The 17898-nt window shown below is 67.0% G+C and carries 17 protein-coding genes; 7 read left to right on the top strand and 10 right to left on the bottom strand.

Annotation, left to right across the window (positions count from 1 at the left end; translation table 11 throughout):
* Positions 1-5 precede the first annotated feature (5 nt).
* A complete protein-coding gene (locus ACL03I_RS22960) occupies positions 6-770 on the bottom strand; it encodes an enoyl-CoA hydratase family protein (protein WP_039794869.1) in 765 nt (254 codons plus the stop codon).
* A 62-nt stretch (positions 771-832) separates the two neighbouring features.
* On the opposite strand from ACL03I_RS22960, the gene ACL03I_RS22955 reads away from it, so the two are divergent.
* A complete protein-coding gene (locus ACL03I_RS22955; RefSeq protein ID WP_355076852.1) occupies positions 833-1615 on the top strand; it encodes an SDR family oxidoreductase in 783 nt (260 codons plus the stop codon).
* Between the two features lie 28 nt (positions 1616-1643).
* The gene (locus tag ACL03I_RS22950; protein ID WP_412806925.1) at positions 1644-2555 is read left to right on the top strand and encodes an SDR family oxidoreductase; all 912 of its coding nucleotides are present in this window, start codon (positions 1644-1646) and stop codon (positions 2553-2555) included.
* Positions 2556-3610: 1055 nt separating this feature from the next.
* Here ACL03I_RS22950 and ACL03I_RS22945 read toward each other — a convergent pair.
* Together ACL03I_RS22945 and ACL03I_RS22940 are read right to left on the bottom strand one after the other, a co-directional pair.
* On the bottom strand, positions 3611-4027 hold the full coding sequence (locus tag ACL03I_RS22945; protein WP_011207048.1) for a helix-turn-helix domain-containing protein: 417 nt from the start codon (positions 4025-4027) through the stop codon (positions 3611-3613).
* 359 nt (positions 4028-4386) lie between these two features.
* Positions 4387-5550, bottom strand: a complete 1164-nt coding sequence (locus ACL03I_RS22940) for a steroid 3-ketoacyl-CoA thiolase (protein ID WP_412806924.1) — start codon at positions 5548-5550, stop codon at positions 4387-4389.
* A gap of 102 nt (positions 5551-5652) precedes the next feature.
* Between ACL03I_RS22940 and ACL03I_RS22935 the strand changes: the two genes are divergently transcribed.
* Positions 5653-6954, top strand: coding sequence for a cytochrome P450 (locus ACL03I_RS22935; protein ID WP_355076856.1), 1302 nt, complete (start codon positions 5653-5655; stop codon positions 6952-6954).
* A 55-nt stretch (positions 6955-7009) separates the two neighbouring features.
* Here the strand turns inward: ACL03I_RS22935 and ACL03I_RS22930 are convergent, their stop codons facing one another.
* From ACL03I_RS22930 to ACL03I_RS22910, 5 genes are read right to left on the bottom strand one after another with little or no spacing between them, the layout of a single operon-like run.
* Positions 7010-7426, bottom strand: a complete 417-nt coding sequence (locus tag ACL03I_RS22930) for a nuclear transport factor 2 family protein (RefSeq protein WP_355076857.1) — start codon at positions 7424-7426, stop codon at positions 7010-7012.
* Positions 7427-7454: 28 nt separating this feature from the next.
* A complete protein-coding gene (locus tag ACL03I_RS22925) occupies positions 7455-8339 on the bottom strand; it encodes a TIGR03619 family F420-dependent LLM class oxidoreductase (protein WP_412806990.1) in 885 nt (294 codons plus the stop codon).
* Between the two features lie 5 nt (positions 8340-8344).
* Positions 8345-9511: a thiolase domain-containing protein gene (locus tag ACL03I_RS22920; protein ID WP_355076859.1), complete on the bottom strand. Its 1167-nt coding sequence runs from the start codon at positions 9509-9511 to the stop codon at positions 8345-8347.
* Positions 9508-10542 carry a thiolase domain-containing protein gene (locus ACL03I_RS22915; protein ID WP_412806923.1) on the bottom strand — a complete coding sequence of 345 codons (1035 nt, stop codon included), beginning with the start codon at positions 10540-10542 and terminating at the stop codon, positions 9508-9510. Before ACL03I_RS22915 ends, ACL03I_RS22920 begins: the two co-directional genes overlap by 4 nt.
* Before the next feature lie 12 nt (positions 10543-10554).
* On the bottom strand, positions 10555-11505 hold the full coding sequence (locus ACL03I_RS22910; protein ID WP_397275157.1) for a Zn-ribbon domain-containing OB-fold protein: 951 nt from the start codon (positions 11503-11505) through the stop codon (positions 10555-10557).
* Between the two features lie 130 nt (positions 11506-11635).
* On the opposite strand from ACL03I_RS22910, the gene ACL03I_RS22905 reads away from it, so the two are divergent.
* The 3 genes from ACL03I_RS22905 to ACL03I_RS22895 all read left to right on the top strand — a co-directional run bounded on the left by ACL03I_RS22905 (position 11636) and on the right by ACL03I_RS22895 (position 15284).
* A complete protein-coding gene (locus tag ACL03I_RS22905) occupies positions 11636-12673 on the top strand; it encodes an LLM class F420-dependent oxidoreductase (RefSeq protein ID WP_355076864.1) in 1038 nt (345 codons plus the stop codon).
* A gap of 22 nt (positions 12674-12695) precedes the next feature.
* Positions 12696-14288, top strand: coding sequence for an acyl-CoA synthetase (locus tag ACL03I_RS22900; RefSeq protein WP_412806922.1), 1593 nt, complete (start codon positions 12696-12698; stop codon positions 14286-14288).
* A 477-nt stretch (positions 14289-14765) separates the two neighbouring features.
* Positions 14766-15284 carry a DUF6879 family protein gene (locus ACL03I_RS22895; RefSeq protein ID WP_412806921.1) on the top strand — a complete coding sequence of 173 codons (519 nt, stop codon included), beginning with the start codon at positions 14766-14768 and terminating at the stop codon, positions 15282-15284.
* A 159-nt stretch (positions 15285-15443) separates the two neighbouring features.
* Here the strand turns inward: ACL03I_RS22895 and ACL03I_RS22890 are convergent, their stop codons facing one another.
* Positions 15444-15743 carry an MTH1187 family thiamine-binding protein gene (locus ACL03I_RS22890; protein ID WP_355076870.1) on the bottom strand — a complete coding sequence of 100 codons (300 nt, stop codon included), beginning with the start codon at positions 15741-15743 and terminating at the stop codon, positions 15444-15446.
* A complete protein-coding gene (locus tag ACL03I_RS22885) occupies positions 15743-17122 on the bottom strand; it encodes a hypothetical protein (RefSeq protein ID WP_412806920.1) in 1380 nt (459 codons plus the stop codon). The genes ACL03I_RS22890 and ACL03I_RS22885 overlap by 1 nt, the downstream gene beginning before the upstream one ends.
* 192 nt (positions 17123-17314) lie before the next feature.
* Between ACL03I_RS22885 and ACL03I_RS22880 the strand changes: the two genes are divergently transcribed.
* Entirely contained in the window at positions 17315-17659 is a 345-nt protein-coding gene (locus ACL03I_RS22880; protein ID WP_412806919.1) for a hypothetical protein, read from the top strand.
* Positions 17660-17898 lie beyond the last annotated feature (239 nt).

Raw genomic sequence — 17898 nt, 5'->3', positions numbered from 1 at the left:
CTCTCTCACTGCCCGCTCTTGCGCGCCGCGAGGTCGTCGTCGAACCGGGCGCGGATCTCGTCGGCGACGCCGGCGAGGTTGAGTTCGAAGGTGAATCCCTGCTCGTACCGGTAGCTGCGGTGCACGTCCTGCACGTCGATGCCGTTCAGCGCCCGCTTGGCCGCCCGGATCACCCGGCCGTCCTTGGCCGCGATGTTCTTGGCCAGCTCCAAGGCGGCGGCGTCGAGTTCGGCGCGCGGCACCACCTGGTACACCGAGCCGTAGTGGTGCAGCTGCTGGGCGGTGATGGTGCTCGCGGTGTAGAACAGCGCGCGCATCAGGTGCTGCGGCACCAGCCGTGCCAAGTGGGTGGCCGCGCCGAGCGCGCCGCGATCGACCTCGGGCAGCCCGAAGGTCGCGTCGTCGGAGGCGATCACGACATCCGCGTTGCCCACCAGGCCGATGCCGCCGCCGAGGCAGAAGCCCTGCACCACCGCGATCACCGGCACCTGGCACTCGTACACCGCCGCGAACGCCTCGAAGCAGCCGTGATTGGCGTCGATGAGCGCCTGATGGCCGGGCTTGCTCTGGATCTCCTTGATGTCCACACCCGCGTTGAAACCGCGGTTCTCCGCGCGCAGCACCACCACCTTGGTGTCCGGGTCGCGGCCCGCCGCGCGCACTTCGTCGGCGATGGCGAACCAACCGTCCGTGGGGATGGCGTTGACCGGCGGATAGTCGACCGTGACCACGCTGATTCCGGTCGATTCGGAGTGGCGGTTGATCCCCATGGCAAGTCCCATCCTGTGTGAACGCATTGGCAAAGCAAGCAGTTGCTTGGTAGGTTAGCACGGTGCCACTCGAAATCGATCTGTCCGGCCGCGTCGTTCTGGTGACGGGCGGTGTGCGCGGTGTGGGCGCGGGCGTGAGCAAGGCGTTCCTTGCCGCCGGCGCCACCGTCGTGGCCTGTGCACGGCGACCGGCGGACGCGCCCGTCGAAGTCGACGGCCGCTCGATCGACTACGTGCCGTGCGATGTGCGGGACGAGGGCGCGGTGCGCGCCCTGATCGACACGATCACCGAGCGCCACGGCCGCCTCGACCATCTGGTGAACAACGCGGGCGGCGCTCCGTTCGCACTCGCCGCCGAGGCGAGCAAGAAGTTCCACACCAAGATCGTCGAGCTGAACCTGCTCGCTCCGCTGCTGTTGGCGCAGGCCGCCAACGCGGTGATGCAGCGGCAGGACGAGGGCGGCTCGATCGTGAACATCTCCAGCGTCAGCGGGCACCGTCCCTCGCCGGGCACCGCCGCCTACGGCGCGGCGAAAGCGGGCGTGGACAGTCTCACCGGCTCGCTCGCCGTCGAGTGGGCGCCGAGGGTTCGGGTGAACTCGCTGGTGGTGGGGCCGGTCGACACCGAGCTGAGCCGACTGCACTACGGCGATCAGGACGGCGTCGACGCGGTGGGCCGGACCATTCCTCTGGGTCGCATGGCCCGACCCGACGACGTCGGCCGCTGCGCCGTCTTCCTGGCCTCGCCGCTGGCCGCATACGTCAGCGGCGCGACCCTGCTGGTGCACGGCGGCGGCGAACGGCCCGCCTTCCTCGCCGCTTCCAATGCCGACCAGCAGTCCTGAACAAGACCGCACACGAAGAAGGACACATATGGACACCGAGCAGATCTGCGCCGGGCGCGTCGTCATCGTCACCGGCGCGGGCCGGGGCATCGGCCGCGCGCACGCCCTCGCTTTCGCCGCGGCGGGCGCCAGCGTGGTGGTCAACGACATCGGTTCGACCCTCGACGGCGCGGCCACCGCGGAAACGCCCGCCGCGCAGGTGGTCGCCGAGATCGAGGCGCTGGGCGGCCGGGCGGTGGCCAACGGCGACGACGTCGCCGACTGGGAAGGCGCCCGCAGGCTCATCCGCCAGGCCGTCGACGCCTTCGGCAAGCTGGACGTGCTGGTCAACAACGCCGGGTTCGTGCGCGACCGGATGTTGGTCAATCTCAGCGAGGACGAGTGGGACGCGGTGGTCCGCGTGCACCTGAAAGGCCACTTCGCGACCATGCGGCACGCGATCGAATACTGGCGTGCGGAGGCCAAGGCGGGTCGTCCGGTCGACGGACGGATCATCAACACCAGCTCCGGCGCCGGACTGCAGGGCAGCGTCGGACAGAGCAATTACGGGGCGGCCAAGGCCGGTATCGCGGGCCTGACGCTGACCGCCGCCGCCGAATTCGCCCGCTACGGCGTGACGGTGAACGCGATCGCCCCGTCCGCGCGCACCAGGATGACCGAGACGGTGTTCGCGGACATGATGGCGGCGCCGGAAAGCGGCTTCGACGCGATGGCGCCGGAGAACGTGTCTCCGCTGGTCGTATGGCTGGGCAGTGCGCAGTCGGCGGCGGTGACGGGGCGGGTCTTCGAGGTGGAAGGCGGCAAGGTGGCGCTGGCCGACGGCTGGCGGCACGGTGAGCCCGCCGACCGCGGCGCCCGCTGGGATCCGGCCGAGCTCGGACCGGTCGTGGCCGACCTGATCGCCAAAGCGACTCCGCCGGAGCCGGTATACGGCGCCTGAGCGGCCTCGGCCCGTCGACGGGCGCGTTCGCGGACCGGGGTCTAGTATGGGCGCACCCGTCCGTTCGGAAAGTCCCGTGTGAGAGTGGCGACCGGGCACAGAACTGCGCTTCGACTGATGAGGGGAAGGCTCGGCGCATGAGAGTAGGTCGCGCGTTCCGTGTGCGGGCAGCGTCCGGCGCCGTCGCGGGCCCCGCTCTGCGCGGCGGCAGGGTTTCCGCCCACGTGCCACTTTCCCGCCCATCGTGCGCGGTGGATCCCGAGCCGCCGCCCTACGACGGCGATCCCTGGCTTCCGCTGGCCGTGCCGGGGCGGCGGTCGGAGGTCGATGCGGCCCCTGCCCGGTCGACCGCTGGAACGGATTCGGCCGCAGCGGGTTCGGCGGCCGCCGGGTCGTCCGGTCTGGGCGTGTGCTCGGCAGCGGGTCGGCCGTGCAATCGCGCTCTACCCGGCGGGCATCGTGGTGCTCGCGGTACCGGCCGTGGATCGGATCCGGTGCGCGGCCCGGGTCGCGCACCGGCAGTCCGGCCTTGGCTCGGCCCGCTTGGAAGGTCGCGAGCCTGCTCATCGCAGATCGGCGACATGCCGCCGGGCGGCGAATCAGGGCCTCGTGCTGGCGGAACGCGCACCGACCGCCTCGGTGGTGGTCCGGACCGACCGGGTGAGCGCGGTGGATTGCTCTGCCCGAAGGCTTTAGTCCGGGCGGAGCGTGCAGGCACGTCTCGCGCGCCTATCGGACCACCGCGCCCGGCTGCGCTCGAAATTGATCGACCTCGCGCAAATACGATCAATCCGGCGCAATAGCCGAACGCGGACTATTCGGACAGACCGGTTGGGCCGGGAATCCTCTTCGACATGAACGACTGTCGGCGAACCACGCCGAAAGTGCATATGTAAGCACATCATAGGGAGGGCGGCACTAACCGGCCTGCGGTCGCGGCCCCAATTTCTCTGGGCACGACCGCACGCCGGTTGCGTGCTTCGCCCGCTTACGCGTGCGCAAAACACAGCACAGTGCGACCCGATGGGTCGCACTGTGCTGCCGTGCAGAAGAACCTATTCGGTTCCATCCGGAGGAATTTCGGGCAAGCCCTCGCTTGCCCGCAACTTCTCCGCCATGGATGTGAGGAGGTTCTGTGATTCTTCGGACAAGTCGAACGCTCTACTCGACAGCCGTCGCAGTCCATAGCCCTGCAGCTGGGACAGCAGCTCCAGATCGTGATCGATCTTGGCGGCATAGATGTCGTTGAAGAAGTAGTCCGGCTTGACTTTGAAGAACTTCGCCAGGGCGGCCACCGTCTCATCGGACGGGTTCGTCCGCTGTCCCGACCGCAACTGCGACAGGTACGGTTTCGAGATCGGATGTCCGGAGGCCGTCAGCGCCGCCGCGACCTCCGCGTTGGTGTGCGGCTTACGCCCCGGGGGATGCACGGTTTCGAACAGCTTGTTCAGCCGCGCCGCGAAATCAGCCATTGTGAGCCGCCCAATTCCCTTCGCTGTACTAACAGTCGTTATCTCGGATACGTATCATTGATATTAGCGGCTCAGTAACTGAAAACCTACGCCTGATTCCGGATTTCCTTGAAGCTTCTAGGTCGGAAGGCGGCGAAGGCACTGGGACGGTCGCGTTTGCGGGTCACGCCAAGGCCTCTCGAGAAGCCGCGGTACGAACCGGTTCTGGCCCGTCGCTGCGGTCTCTACGCAAGGGGTCTTGATAGCCGCAAGATAGCTGACATCTCATGGACTCGGCGGTACATGGGTTTGTGTGGCGTACGACACGTTTGCGCGCCCAGGGGATGAACGTTCAACAAACGCGCATGAAATGGTTGAACTCACAAACGTTCGATGATCGTTCCTGTCGCGAGTGCGCCACCGGCGCACATGAGAACCATTGCGGTGCTGCGGTCGGAGCGCTCCAGTTCGTGCAAAGCCGTTGTGATCAGGCGGGATCCGGTGGAGCCGACGGGATGCCCGAGAGCGATGGCGCCGCCGTTGACATTAACCCGATCCATGTCCGGCTGGTGTACAGAAGCCCAGGAAAGTGCGACCGACGCGAACGCTTCGTTGATCTCGAAAAGGTCGATGTCGCCGATATTCATGCCGGACCGCTCCAGCAGCCTGGTGCACGCCTGCACGGGGCCGTCGAGGTGGAACTCCGGCTCCGCGCCGACCACCGCCTGCGTGACGATCCGCGCCCGCGGACGCAAACCCGCTCGCTGCGCGGCCTTCTCGTCCATCAGCAGCACCGCGGCGGCGCCGTCGGAGATCTGTGAGGAGGATCCGGCGGTGTGCACGCCGCCCTCCAGGACCGGCTTCAGCTTCGCCAGGCCTTCGACAGTGGTCTCGCGCAGGCCCTGATCCCGTGACACATCCAGCTTTTCGCCGGTGAGGTTGCCCTCTTTGTCGGCTGCGGGGGCGGTGACGGTCAGCACCTCGCGATCGAACCGGCCCTCTGCCCACGCCTGAGCGGCCAGGCGCTGCGAGCGTGCGCCGAACGCGTCCACGTCCGCGCGGGTGATCCCGCGCCGCTTGGCGATTCGCTCGGCCGCCTCGAACTGGTTGGGCAGGTCGATGTTCCACGACGCGGGCCTGCGCGGCCCCGCGTTCTCGCCGACATTGGCGCCCAGCGGAACCCGGCTCATCGCCTCCACGCCACAGGCCATACCGATGTCGATGGCGCCGGCCGCGATCAGGCCCGCGATCAGATGATTGGCCTGCTGAGCGGAGCCGCACTGGGTGTCGATCGTGGTGGCGCCGACCTGCCACGGCAGGCCCGCGTGCAGCCACGCGACCCGGGTGACGTTGTTGGACTGCTCGCCCGCCTGGGTGACGCAGCCGCCGATGACCTGTTCGACCTGCGCGGGTTCCAGGTGTGCGCGCTCGAGCAGCCCGCGCTGGGCCGCGCCGAGCAGTTCGGCCGCGTGCAGGCCCGACAGCCAGCCGCCGCGCTTGCCGATCGGGGTCCGTGCGGCCTCGACGATCACGGGTGTGCCCATGTCCAACCTCTCTTTATGGGACAGAAAACTGAAACGCGTTCATAGCACTTGTCAGGGGCGGATCTGTCCGGTTTCTTTCCTCGTTCTCCCGCCTGTGCTTCAATGATTATAGAACGTGTTTCAGTTTGTCGAAGGAGACATCTGGTGGTAGACACTCGGAATGCCCGGCCGAATCTTCCGGACGGGTTCGACGTCACGGACCCGGACATCTACGCCGAGCGTGTTCCGGTCGAGGAGTTCGCCGAACTGCGCCGGACGGCGCCGATCTGGTGGAACCCGCAGTCCCCGGACGTCAGCGGCTTTCACGACGACGGCTTCTGGGTGGTGAGCAAGCACGCCGACGTCAAAGAGGTCTCGCGGCGCAGCGACGTGTTCTCCAGTTACGAGAACACCGCCATCCCGCGGTTCAACGACGACATCGCCCGGGAGCAGATCGAGCTGCAGCGGATCGTCCTGCTGAACATGGACGCGCCGGAGCACACCAAGCTGCGCAAGATCATCTCGCGCGGCTTCACCCCGCGCGCCATCAACGGCCTGCGCGCGGAGCTGTCGGCCCGTGCGGAGTCCATCGTGAAGGCGGCGGCCGAGTCGGGTTCCGGCGACTTCGTCACCCAGATCGCGTGCGAACTGCCGCTACAGGCCATCGCCGAGCTGATCGGCGTCCCGCAGGAAGACCGGATGAAGGTCTTCTCCTGGTCCAACGACATGACCGGCTACGACGACCCGGAGAGCGCCGCCGACCCGGTCGCGGCTTCCGCCGAGATTCTGGGCTACGCCTACCAGATGGCGGCCGCGCGCAAGCAGTGCCCGGCCGACGACATCGTCACGACGCTGATCGAAGCCGATGTCGACGGTGACAAGCTCACCGAAGAGGAGTTCGGCTTCTTCGTGATCATGCTCGCCGTCGCGGGCAACGAGACCACGCGCAACGCCATCTCGCACGGCATGATCGCGTTCCTGGAGAACCCGGACCAGTGGGAGCTGTTCAAGAAGGAACGTCCCGCCACGGCCGCCGACGAGATCATCCGGTGGGCCACTCCGGTCACCTCGTTCCAGCGGACCGCGCTGGAGGACACGGAACTCGGCGGCGTGCAGATCAAGAAGGGCCAGCGGGTGGTCATGCTGTACCGCGCGGCCAACTTCGACGAAGAGGTCTTCGACCAGCCGGAGAAGTTCGACATCATGCGCGCGGACAACCCGCACCTGGCCTTCGGCGGCACCGGGGCGCACTTCTGCATCGGGGCGAACCTGGCCCGGCTGGAGATCGACCTGATCTTCAACGCCATCGCCGACCACCTGCCCGACATCACCAAGGTCGCCGACGCCAAGCGGCTGCGTTCGGGCTGGCTCAACGGGATCAAGGAGTTCCCGGTCGACTACAAGACTTGCCCGGTCGCGCACTGAGACATGGAAAAGGCCCTCGCACTTCGGTGCGAGGGCCTTTTCGTCCGGTACCGAGTCAGTCGACCGGACGCGCGGTCTTCATGGCGCGATCGACCTCCCAGAACGCCCGCAGCGCGGCGATCTTGCCGTCCTCGTTCACCCGGTAGGTGAACACGCCGTCGGCGTCGATCCGGTGCCCGCCGAGGGTGCTGCGGATCGTGCCGGTGAAGGCGACCTCGTTGCCGCAGGCGAACGAGTCGCCGAACAGGAACTCGATCAGATCGGTCTTCGCGATCGCCTTGTCCCAGAACGCGGCGATGGCCTCCGTGCCGCGGTGGCCCTTGCCCTCCGGGTCGAAGCCCGACGGGCCGATGGGGTCCTCCACGATGCCGTCCTCGGCGAACAGCGCGACCCAGGCCCGCTTGTCCCGTGCTCGCACGGCGGCCTGTGACGCAAGGCCCGCGGCCCGGGCCGGATGCTCGGCGGTGGTCATACGGCCTCCTTCGACCGGTTGATGGGTCTCACCGCGCGGTGAGCACGGGTTCGGCTATGTACTGTCGCGCGAACTCGCGCAGCGAGTCCTGTTTGGCGGCGAGCTCACCGTCGAATCCGATGCCGTCGGCCAGCCAGGGCACCACGATCGCGTCGGTGACGCCCGCGTCCGCGAGGTCCTGATAGCCCGACCGGCCGAAGCGATCGACGCACACCGCCTGGATCTCGAACGGCTCGTCGGCCCGGCCGTACTCGGCGCGCAGCGTGCCGAGCTTGCCGATGGTGCTGCGGAGTTCGTCGTAGGTCATCATGGCCGAGGTCCAGCCGTCGCCGACCCGCGCGGCGCGGCGCAATGCCGCGTCGGTGTGCCCGCCGATATAGAACGGCACCGGCTCGCTCGGGGCCGGGCTGATCTGCAGCGGATCGAAGTCGAAGAACTGGCCGTGGTACTCGACCATGCCACCGGCGAGCACCAGCTTGATCACCTCGATCATCTCGTCCACCCGCGCGCCGCGGCGTGCGAAGGGCACGCCGCACCACTCGAACTCCTCCGGCGCCCAGCCGATTCCGACGCCGAAACCGAAGCGGTTGCCCGACAGGTTGGCCACCGAGCCGACCTGCCGGGCCAGCAGCAGCGGATTGCGCGAACCCAGCTTCAGCACGTTCGTGTAGAAGCGGATGCGGCTGGTGACGGCCGCCATGGCGGTCGCGCCGATCAGCGGGTCGACCCATGGGGTGTCCGGCCCCCAGAACCGGCTGCCGTCGGCGGTGTAGGGGTACTTCGCCGCCGCCGACTTCATGTAGAACAACGAATCCGGCAGGGCGATGGACGAGAAACCGCACTCTTCGGCGGTTCTCGCGAGCTCCGGCAGCTGGTCCAGCGGACTCAGCGCGATGCCGACGGTGAACTTCAGCGCAGTCACCGCCGCTCCGATCCGACCACCCACATCGAGAAGTACTGCGAACCGCCGCCGTACGCGTGGCCCAGCGCCTTGCGCGCGCCCTCGACCTGATAGTCCCCGGCCCGCTGCATGACCTGCTTGGCGGCCTCGGCGAACCGGATGAGCCCGGAGGCGCCGATCGGGTTGGACGACAGCACGCCGCCGGACGGATTGACCGGCAGGGTGCCGCCGATCTCGGTCTCGCCCTTGTCGGTGAGCTTCCACCCGTCGCCTTGCGGCACGAAGCCGAGGTTCTCCAGCCACATCGGTTCGAACCAGGAGAACGGGACGTAGATCTCGGCTACGTCGATCTCCTCGAGCGGGTTGGTGATGCCGGCCGCCTGCCACAGCGCCGCCGCCGCGTCGCGGCCCGCCTGCGGGTTGACCTGGTCGCGCCCGGAGAATGTGGTCGGTTCGGTACGCATCGCGGTGCCGTGCACCCAGGCGACCTTGCGGCCGGTGGCCTCGACCGCCTCGGCGGCGTCCGCGTCGCCCAGCACGATCGCGCACGCGCCGTCGGAAGAGGGGCAGGTCTCGTCGAAGCGGATCGGGTCCCACAGCATCTGCGAAGCGAGCACCGATTCCAGCGTGATGTCGGGCTGCTTCAGGTGGGCCAGCGGGTTCTTGGCGCCGTTGCGGCGATCCTTCACCGCCACCATGGCGCCGATGTGGCCCGGGGCGTTGGAGCGCCGGATGTAGGAACGTACGTGCGGCGCGAAATATCCGCCCGCGCCGGCACCGACCGGCATGGTGAACGGCACCGGAATCGACAACGCCCACATGGCGTTCGACTCCGACTGCTTCTCCCACGCCACCGCGAGCACGCGCTTGTGCACACCCGCCTGCACCAGATTGGTCGCGACGATGCCGGTGGAGCCGCCGACGGAACCGGCGGTGTGCACCCGCAGCAGCGGCTTGCCGGTGGCGCCGAGCGCGTCCGCCATGAACAGCTCGGGCATCATGACACCCTCGAACCCGTCGGGCGCCTTGCCGACCACGACCGCGTCGATATCGGCGATGGTGAGACCGGCGTCGGCGAGGGCGCGATCGATGGCCTCGCGGCACATCCCCGACATGGAGACGTCGGTCCGTTTCGTCACGTGATGGGTCTGTCCGGTGCCGAGCACCGCAGCTGGCAAGCTCATCGGTTCTCCGATCCCAAGACGGTCACAAGGTTCTGCTGGAGCGCGGGGCCGCTGGTGGCGTGGGCCAGGGCGCGATTCGCCGAGCCCGCGATGATCGCCTCGGCCGCGAAGCCGATGCGCTCCAGGCCCGCGGCGAACATCGGGTTGGCCGCGAGCGCGCCGCCGGACGGATTCACCTTTGTGCCGTTCTTCAGCCCGATCGCCTCGGCGAGGATCAGCTGCTGATGGCTGAACGGCGCGTGCAGCTCGGCGATGTCGAAGCCGCTGACGTCGCCGCCGGTGACCGCCTGGGCCGCGGCGGCTGTCGAAGGCGAGACGGTGAGGTCACGCGCACCGAGCACGGGAGTATCGATCCGATGCGCCATGCCGGTGATCCACGCGGGGCGTTCGCACAGTTCGCGGGCGCGGTCGCCCACGGCGAGCACGATGGCGGCCGCACCGTCGGTGATCGGCGCGATGTCGTGCGCGCGCAGCGGATCCGCGACGTAGGGCTGGTCGAGCAGGCTGTCGGCGTCACCGTCGCCTGCCACGACGGCCGCCATGTCCCGCTCGGTCCAGCGGCCCGCGTCCAGACCGGCGCGCGCCTGCAGGCCGGCGATGGACCAGGCGTCCGGCCACAGCGGCGCGACCAGGTAGGGGTCCAGCTGCATGGTGAGCACCTGGCGCTGCGTGCCCGCGGAGGACTTGCCGAAGCCGTACACCAGTGCCGTCGTCGCCTGCCCGGAGCGCAGTTTCACCCACGCCTCGTACAGCGCCCATGCGGCGTCCATCTCCACGTGCGATTCGTTGATCGGCGGCACCGCGCCGATGGCGTCGATCGCCGAGATGAACGAGAAGGCGCGTCCGGCAAGGTAATCGGACGAGCCGGAGCACCAGAAGTCGATATCGGACTTGGTGATGCCGAGTCGGTCGTAGAGCTGCTGGAAGCAGGGCACCAGCATCTCGACACCGTTGGTGGTGCCGAAGGTCTCCGGCACGTGCGGCGCGTGGGCGAAGCCCACGACCGCGATGTCGGTGGCGTTGTCAGTCAACGTGCGCCTCTCTCAGAGGTGGTGCTTATAGGTCTCGTAGTCGGCGTCCGGCTCGCCGGAGGGACGGAAGTGGTCCACGTTCTCCAGCCCGTAGCCCCACTCCTCGCGCGGCTTCCACACCGCCTGCACCCGCATGCCCATCCGCACCTCGCTCGCGTCGCAGCCGAGCACCAGGTGCAGCACCGGGATGTCCGCGCCGTCCAGCAGCACGTAGGCCGCGACGTAGGGCGGCTTGATCCGCTGGCCCATGAACGGCACATTGACGATGCAGAAGGTGGTCACGGTGCCGTGATCGGACAGTTCGATGAACTCGTCGGTCGGCCTGCCGTCGGTCGGATTCGCGCCGCGCGGCGGGAAGTACACCTTGCCAGCGGCGTCGGTGCGCGCGCCGATCAGCTTGCCTTCGGCGAGTCCGCGCAGGTACACGGTCTCCTGCGGCGAGGCGGTGTGCTTGTAGGACAGGTCGACCGGCGTCGTGATCATGGTGACCGGATCGGCCGAGGCGGACTCCACCGGTGCCGAAGCCTGCTCGCCCGGCTCGAAGCAGAGGATGTCGCGAATGCTGCCCTCGGTCTGCTCGGCCCAGCGGGCGGTCACCCGTAAGCCTTTGCGGATGTCCTCGGGTGCGGCGACGTCGACGGCGTGCAGCAGCGTCGTGTCCGCGCCGTCCAGCCGGATCAGCGCCCAGGCGAACGGGCGGTCGAACGGCTGGCCCGGCAGCGGCTCGCGCACCCAGGTCCAGGATTCGACGGTGCCGGTGTCGGCGACGTCGACGAACTCGGTCAGCGGTTCGGCGGTGATCGGATCGTATTCCGGCGGCGGCACGATCACCCGGCCGTCCGACCCGCGCGCGCCGACGATCTTGTGGTCGCGCAATCGGGTCAGAAAGGTTCCGATGGTGGTGCCGACGGAGCGGGTGTAATCGAAACGCACCCGCAGGGGCGCGCTGAGTACCTCGGGCACGGCGCCCGTGTTCAATGCCGTGCCGCTACCACCAGCGATTGCCGTGGATGCAGTATTCCCCTGAGTCACGATATCGAGTAGAACAGGTTCTAACTCTGGTGGCAAGCAGTTGATCGGAAAGGGGTCCGGCGTGAAGTTCGGATTGCAACTCGGGTACTGGATGGCCCAGCCGCCCGCGAACGCGGGGGAGCTGGTGGTGGCGGCCGAGGAAGCCGGGTTCGACGCCGTCTTCGCCGCCGAGTCATGGGGGTCGGATGCCTTCGGTCCGCTCACCTGGTGGGGTTCGGCCACACGGCGGGTGCGCCTGGGTACGTCGGTGGTGCAGATGTCGGCGCGCACGCCTGCGGCGACCGCCATGCACGCGCTCACCCTCGACCATCTCAGCGGTGGCCGCGCCATTCTCGGCTTGGGCGTCTCGGGTCCGCAGGTGGTGGAGGGCTGGTATGGCCAGCCGTTCGCCAAGCCGTTGCAGCGCACCCGTGAGTACGTCGGGATCGTGCGCCAGGTGCTGGCCAGGCAGGCGCCGGTCACCAGCGACGGCCCGCACTACCCGCTGCCCTACACCGGGCCGGGTTCGATCGGGCTCGGCAAGCCGCTGAAGCCGATCGTCCATCCGCTACGTGCGGATTTGCCGATCTGGCTGGGCGCGGAGGGGCCGAAGAACGTGGCGCTCACCGCCGAGATCGCCGATGGCTGGCTGGCCATCTACTACGCGCCCCGGCTGGCCGGTATGTACGACGAGTGGCTCGACGAGGGCTTCGCGCGGGCGGGTGCGCGGCGCAGTAGGGAGGACTTCGAGATCGCCGCGAGTTGTCAGGTGGTGATCACCGACGACCCGGCGGGCGAGCTGGAGCGGATGCGCTGGATCATGGCGCTCTACATCGGCGGCATGGGCGCGCCGGAGTTGAACTTCCACGCCCAGGTGTACCGGCGCATGGGGTACGACCGCGAGGTCGACGAGATCGGCAAGTTGTTCCAGTCGGGCAAGAAGGCGGAGGCCGCGGCGGCGGTGCCGGACGAGCTGATTCTGGACACCGCGATCATCGGAGACGAGGAGCATGTCCGCAAACAGCTGCGGGTCTGGGAGGCCGCGGGCGTCACGATGATGCTGGTGTCGGTTCCCGATGTCGCGCAATTGCATCGGCTCGCACCCCTTGTCGAACAGTAGAACACGTTCTAGATTCAATGGGGTGACTGCCTCACCCGCCCCGTCGGCTCCGCACAATCCCCCCGCACCGGAGCCAGTGAAAATTCTCGGTCTGTGGAACATCGCCGAAGCCGAACCCGATCGGATCGCGATGGTCGATCCCTGGGGCCGGGAGGTGACGTATCGCGAATTGGCCACGCTCGCCAATCGTTACGCCACCGGCCTGCGCGGGCTCGGCCTGAAAACCGGTGACGTGCTGGTGAGCATGGTGCACAACTGCGTGGAGGCGATCGCGGCGTACTTCGCGGCCTACCAGTCGGGGTTGTACATCGTCGCGGTGAACTGGCATCTCACCGGTCCGGAGGTCGCCTACATCCTGGCCGACAGCGAGGCGAAGGCGTTCATCGCCAGCGATCGTTTCGCCGCCGCGGCCAAGGCCGCCGCCGACGAGGCGGGGTTGCCCGCGACGGCGCGCTTCGCGGTGGGCGAGATCGAGGGCTTCAAGTCGGTGGCCTGGCTCGGCGCCGCCGACACCGGCCGTCCGTCCGACCGCAGCACCGGCGCGCCGATGCTCTACACCTCGGGAACCACGGGACGACCCAAGGGCGTCCGGCGGCCGCTCACCGGCGCGGACCCCGATGTGGTCCCGGCGCACACCACCGCGTTCTTCGGCCTGTTCGAACTCACGCCCTACGACGACCACGTGCACATCTGCGGCTCGCCGCTGTATCACACGGCGGTGCTGAACTTCGCCACCATCTCGATCAATCTGGGCCACAAGCTGGTTCTGATGGATCGCTGGGACGCCGAGGAGATGCTGCGGCTGATCGACAAGCACCGGGTGACGCACAGCCACATGGTGCCCACCCAGTTCCACCGGCTGCTGGCCTTGCCGGAGGAGGTGCGCGCCAAGTACGACGTGTCCTCCCTGCGCAGCATGGTGCACGGCGCCGCGCCCTGCCCGCAGGAGACCAAGCGGCAGATGCTCGAATGGTGGGGCCCGACGGTCACCGAGTACTACGCGGCCACCGAGGGCGGCGGCACGGTGATCAACGGCACCGACTGGCTGCGCAAGCCGGGCTCGGTCGGCAAGGCATGGCCGTGGTCGGTGATCAAGGTGCTGAGCGAAGAGGATGGCTCCGAGGTGCCGGTCGGCGAACCCGGCCTGGTCTACATGCGCATGGGCGCTTCGAGTTTCGAGTACCACCACGACAAGGCCAAGACCGAGGACTCGCGCGTCGGCGACCTGTTCACCGTCGGCGACATCGGCCACCTCGACGAGGACGGTTACCTCTACCTGCACGACCGGCGCTCGGATCTGATCCTGTCCGGCGGGGTGAACATCTACCCGGCGGAGGTCGAGAACGTCCTGATCACCCACCCGAAGGTCGCCGACGTCGCGGTCTTCGGCATCCCGCACCCGGATTGGGGGCAGGAGGTGAAGGCGGTCGTACAGCCGGCCGACGGAACCGAGGGCGACGACGCGCTCACCGAGGAACTGCTCGCCTTCGCCGCCACCCAATTGGCGAAGTACAAGATGCCCAAGTCGATCGACTATCTGCCCGAACTGCCGCGCGATCCGAACGGCAAGCTGTACAAGCGCAAGCTGCGGGAGCGGTACATCCCTGCCTCCTGAGACCCGCCGCCCGACGGACGGACGGCGCGACGCCCGCCCCAGGTCCGGCGGAGGCGAGGCTCGCCGTGTAACCGGGCCGCTGGGGCTGTGACCCGGCCACGCGACGACGCCGAAAGCGAGTGCGCCCTTCACGGTTACCGTGAAGGGCGCACTCGCGTCCCCGCGAAGGATCTGCGAGTGTACCGGTGCCCCCAGATCGGACTCTGGAGGATGCTCAAGCCTGTATGCCACCGACCAGGGCAGTTACATAGTCCAGGGGGGAATCACCCCCACTGGGACGGTGGAGATTCCGCACCTTCTGACCGGGTTCGCCGAGCCGGATACGTTCATCAGCTCCACTATGACCGACACCGGCCGGGGTACCTTGACCATATCCCGGTCGGCCGATCACCGAGCCGGATGTGTTGGGCATGTTGACCTTGGCAGAGGACAAAACTGCTATCGAGGTCCCGAAGCTAGGAAGGACGTTCTACGGCAATGCTGCTGCGGCCCAACGATGAACCGGACCTGTGGCCGAATCTGTTCCGTGAGCTGAAATGGGACGCGTTCCATCTCGAAGTGCGGGACGAATATCACGTAGCCGACGAGGACACCCGGATACGTGCCTTCCTCGCTGGCGAACCAGCCCCGTACACCCGGACGCCGTGGCAAGACCTCATGCTGGAAACCACTAGCCGGGGCGTATCGGTGACCCGTGTTCGGGTGGTCACAGAACCACTGTCGGACTATCAGCGATGGTTGTTGTCGGTCACCGGGTACAACGTGGAAGCTGGGGACGACATCCGTTATGTGCCGAGAAATATCGCGGGAACGGTGCCACTAGACGACTGGTGGTTGATGGACGGCGAGAGGGTTGTTTACAACCTCACCGATCCGGCCGGGGCGCCAGCCGGTCTGGCAGTGACCACAGACCCCGGAATCGTGGCGTACTGCCAAGAGGTACGGGGGCGGCTCTGGAAGCTGGCTATCCCTTATGCGGAGTATGTTCAGCGGTGACCAACTCCGTTCACAAGGCGCGACAAGCCCTTGGGGCAACTCTCCGGGGGCTTCGTCGTGACGCCGGGCTGTCCGGCCGTCAGCTTTCCTCTCTCGCGGTTGGCATGAGTCGGTGGTGTCGAAGATCGAAACCGGGGACCGTAGCCCACGGAGGCGCGGTTAACGAGGTTGCCTCAAATGACGCTCCACCGATTCGACTTTCGATGTGATCGCGTTTGTCGATCCAGGTCGGACATCGCCCTTGAGAACGATGCTGCATCGTGGCGCGACTTCCATTACGGCATCTACCGCTTGCTTGATCACCGCCATTACCTCATCCCATTCACCTTCGATGGTTGTGAACAGGGCGTTCGTCTCATTTGGCAATCCGCTGGCGCGTATAACGCGCACCGCTTCGGCCACTGCGGCACCGACGCTTTCGCCTACTCCAACCGGTGTTACCGAGAAGGCGATGATCACTATGACTCCTTTGTTAGAATATCTAAAATGCCCCGCCGTAATTCGGGCACGCCTGATGCATTCCTGATGCGGTCTTCGCCCGTCACCTGATAGATCTTTGCCAGCTCGTTCAGCACTCGCGCCGACGTTGTGCCCAAAGCGCCTTGGACGGCTCTGGTTCCCAGGGCGACCCCCTCGTCCAAGTCTCCGTGTCGGAGCTGCAGCGCAGCAAGGCGCGCGGTGTTCAATTGCCGCGAGCGAGCGTGGTCGTCCGACAGCTTCAACGCGGCGTGGAGACGTTCAACCGTGTTGACTGTTCGGATGTTTCGCTGATATGCGAGCTCGAATAATCCATGTGTGGCGTCACTATTCATCAGTTGCTCGTTGTAATAGCCTTTGAAGCCTTCGTACTCCGTATCGGGGTGTTCTTGCCCGGCGGCCTCCGCAAAGAGCTGCTCGGCTTGGCGTACAGCTCGAATGCATTCGATATCGTTGCCTAGCTTGCCGAAGGCGCGGGCCTGCACTGCGGCAATATCTGCGCGGCGCAGCAGCGAAATACGATCGGACCGCACCGAGGCAAGGCCGAGCATGGTGAGTGCATCATCGGCATTGCCGAGGAATATTGCCTGACGCGCCATGCAGGTCAGGATTGCGGCGCGTAGCCACCATTCACCAGCCTGTTCCGCGCATTGCCAACCCATATGAAAGTGAGCTCTGGCCGGATCGTGCTGCCCGCGATCGAAATAGGCCCATCCGACGACCCTGAAGAACGTTCCGACCGCCGATTGCATCGCGGTGCGAACGTGTGATGGCATGTCGGCGCGGAGGAATAAGACTGCTGTCCGTAGTTGGGTGGTCATGGCGTCACCCACCCGCAGTCCCGCATCGTCCGCTGCACGGAACAGTCCCGCCCACGCCCGAACCTGGTCGACGTGATCCATCCCCACCTTGGCCGGGGCGGATGGCTCCATAGGAGCGCTGGCCACCGTAATGAGATCGTTCGCAAGGGTAGCGGCGGGGAGAGCCAACAATCCGCGTAGGAATTCATTGCGGTTCACGTCGTCCTCAGCTTCCGCGTCAGGTATGCGAAGATCGCTACTGCCTTCGGCCGCGATGATAGGACGATCTTCCGGACCTTCGCTGGGTGCAATCGGCCGGACCGAAACAGCCAGTTCGGCCTGGAACCGTGCCGACTGGTCATCGTCCAGTCGCTTCAGCATGATGTCCATGGCAGCGGCGAAGTCACCAGACAGAGTGATCGTCTCGCCACGTCTTTCCCACTTGCTTACAACCGCTTCGGAGAAACCAGTCATCTCGGCGAACCGAGACTGACTGACTCGCAGAGCTACCCGGCGCAACGCTCGGACTTCCAAGCCGGTCCAACGGGTCACCACGAACATCGCGTACGCCCCTCCGTGTCTGTTGTTCGCGTATAGGAAGCGTAAGCGCTCCGTATGCACCGTGTGACTGCAACAACGTCAAGGGTGACGCCACGCTGATAACCAGCCCCGCCGCCGGGTTGATGCGGTGCCTACATCGACTCCCCGGCGTCGGGTGCTCACCAGCAAAAGCCGACAGACAGGGGTGAAGTGGTGGGGTTCAACTGGTGGAGGGAAGCCGAACCGGACGAGACATCGCCGCAGGCGATCATCGATCGCGTACAGGCCGAGTGGCGAGCCGAACGGCGACATGACCGTATCCGCGCCGCCCAGGCCGCCGAATCCGCCGACATGGGCCTATGGCCGACAGGCTGGCCGCATGAGGCACCAGAGCACCCGCTGAGCGTGCCCGAAGCGCACGCAACGATGCAGCGCCATCGCGGATGCCGCGCCGATGGCTGCCCCCGGAAGGCAGCCGCACGGCAAACCTTGATCGACGCCGGACGGATGGTGCCGGATACCGCGCGTCTGTATCCGGCCTCGCCACGCATGCACTGAGCAGCGCTTTGAGCATCCCGCACGCAGTTCGCGTCCTCCGACGCTCACCGGTCGGCGTGCGGGGAGGGGCCACCGCCCCCCACAGCGTCAACTTCGGTCGGGGCGCGGAGATGCACCTCGACGTGGATCACACCGGCGATCACAGCGCACGGCACCGGGACCGCTGGAGTAGCCGCAGCTCAGGCTCCCCCACGCAAGCAGGGTTATCGGGTCTGCAACGACGAAACCCCCGGACCTTC

This window comes from Nocardia sichangensis (assembly GCF_047200615.1).
Taxonomy (GTDB): Bacteria; Actinomycetota; Actinomycetes; order Mycobacteriales; family Mycobacteriaceae; genus Nocardia; species Nocardia sichangensis.
This window is presented reverse-complemented; position numbering and strand designations above follow the sequence as displayed.

Bases quoted from the DNA above. Each gene is read 5' to 3' on its own strand.
- ACL03I_RS22960 (WP_039794869.1), bottom strand. From the start codon at position 770: ATGGGGATCAACCGCCACTCCGAATCGACCGGAATCAGCGTGGTCACG.
- ACL03I_RS22940 (WP_412806924.1), bottom strand. From the start codon at position 5,550: ATGGGCACACCCGTGATCGTCGAGGCCGCACGGACCCCGATCGGCAAG.
- ACL03I_RS22930 (WP_355076857.1), bottom strand. From the start codon at position 7,426: ATGACCACCGCCGAGCATCCGGCCCGGGCCGCGGGCCTTGCGTCACAG.
- ACL03I_RS22885 (WP_412806920.1), bottom strand. From the start codon at position 17,122: ATGTTCGTGGTGACCCGTTGGACCGGCTTGGAAGTCCGAGCGTTGCGC.
- ACL03I_RS22945 (WP_011207048.1), bottom strand. From the start codon at position 4,027: ATGGCTGATTTCGCGGCGCGGCTGAACAAGCTGTTCGAAACCGTGCAT.
- ACL03I_RS22895 (WP_412806921.1), top strand. From the start codon at position 14,766: ATGCTGCTGCGGCCCAACGATGAACCGGACCTGTGGCCGAATCTGTTC.
- ACL03I_RS22935 (WP_355076856.1), top strand. From the start codon at position 5,653: ATGATTATAGAACGTGTTTCAGTTTGTCGAAGGAGACATCTGGTGGTA.
- ACL03I_RS22950 (WP_412806925.1), top strand. From the start codon at position 1,644: ATGGACACCGAGCAGATCTGCGCCGGGCGCGTCGTCATCGTCACCGGC.
- ACL03I_RS22920 (WP_355076859.1), bottom strand. From the start codon at position 9,511: ATGAGCTTGCCAGCTGCGGTGCTCGGCACCGGACAGACCCATCACGTG.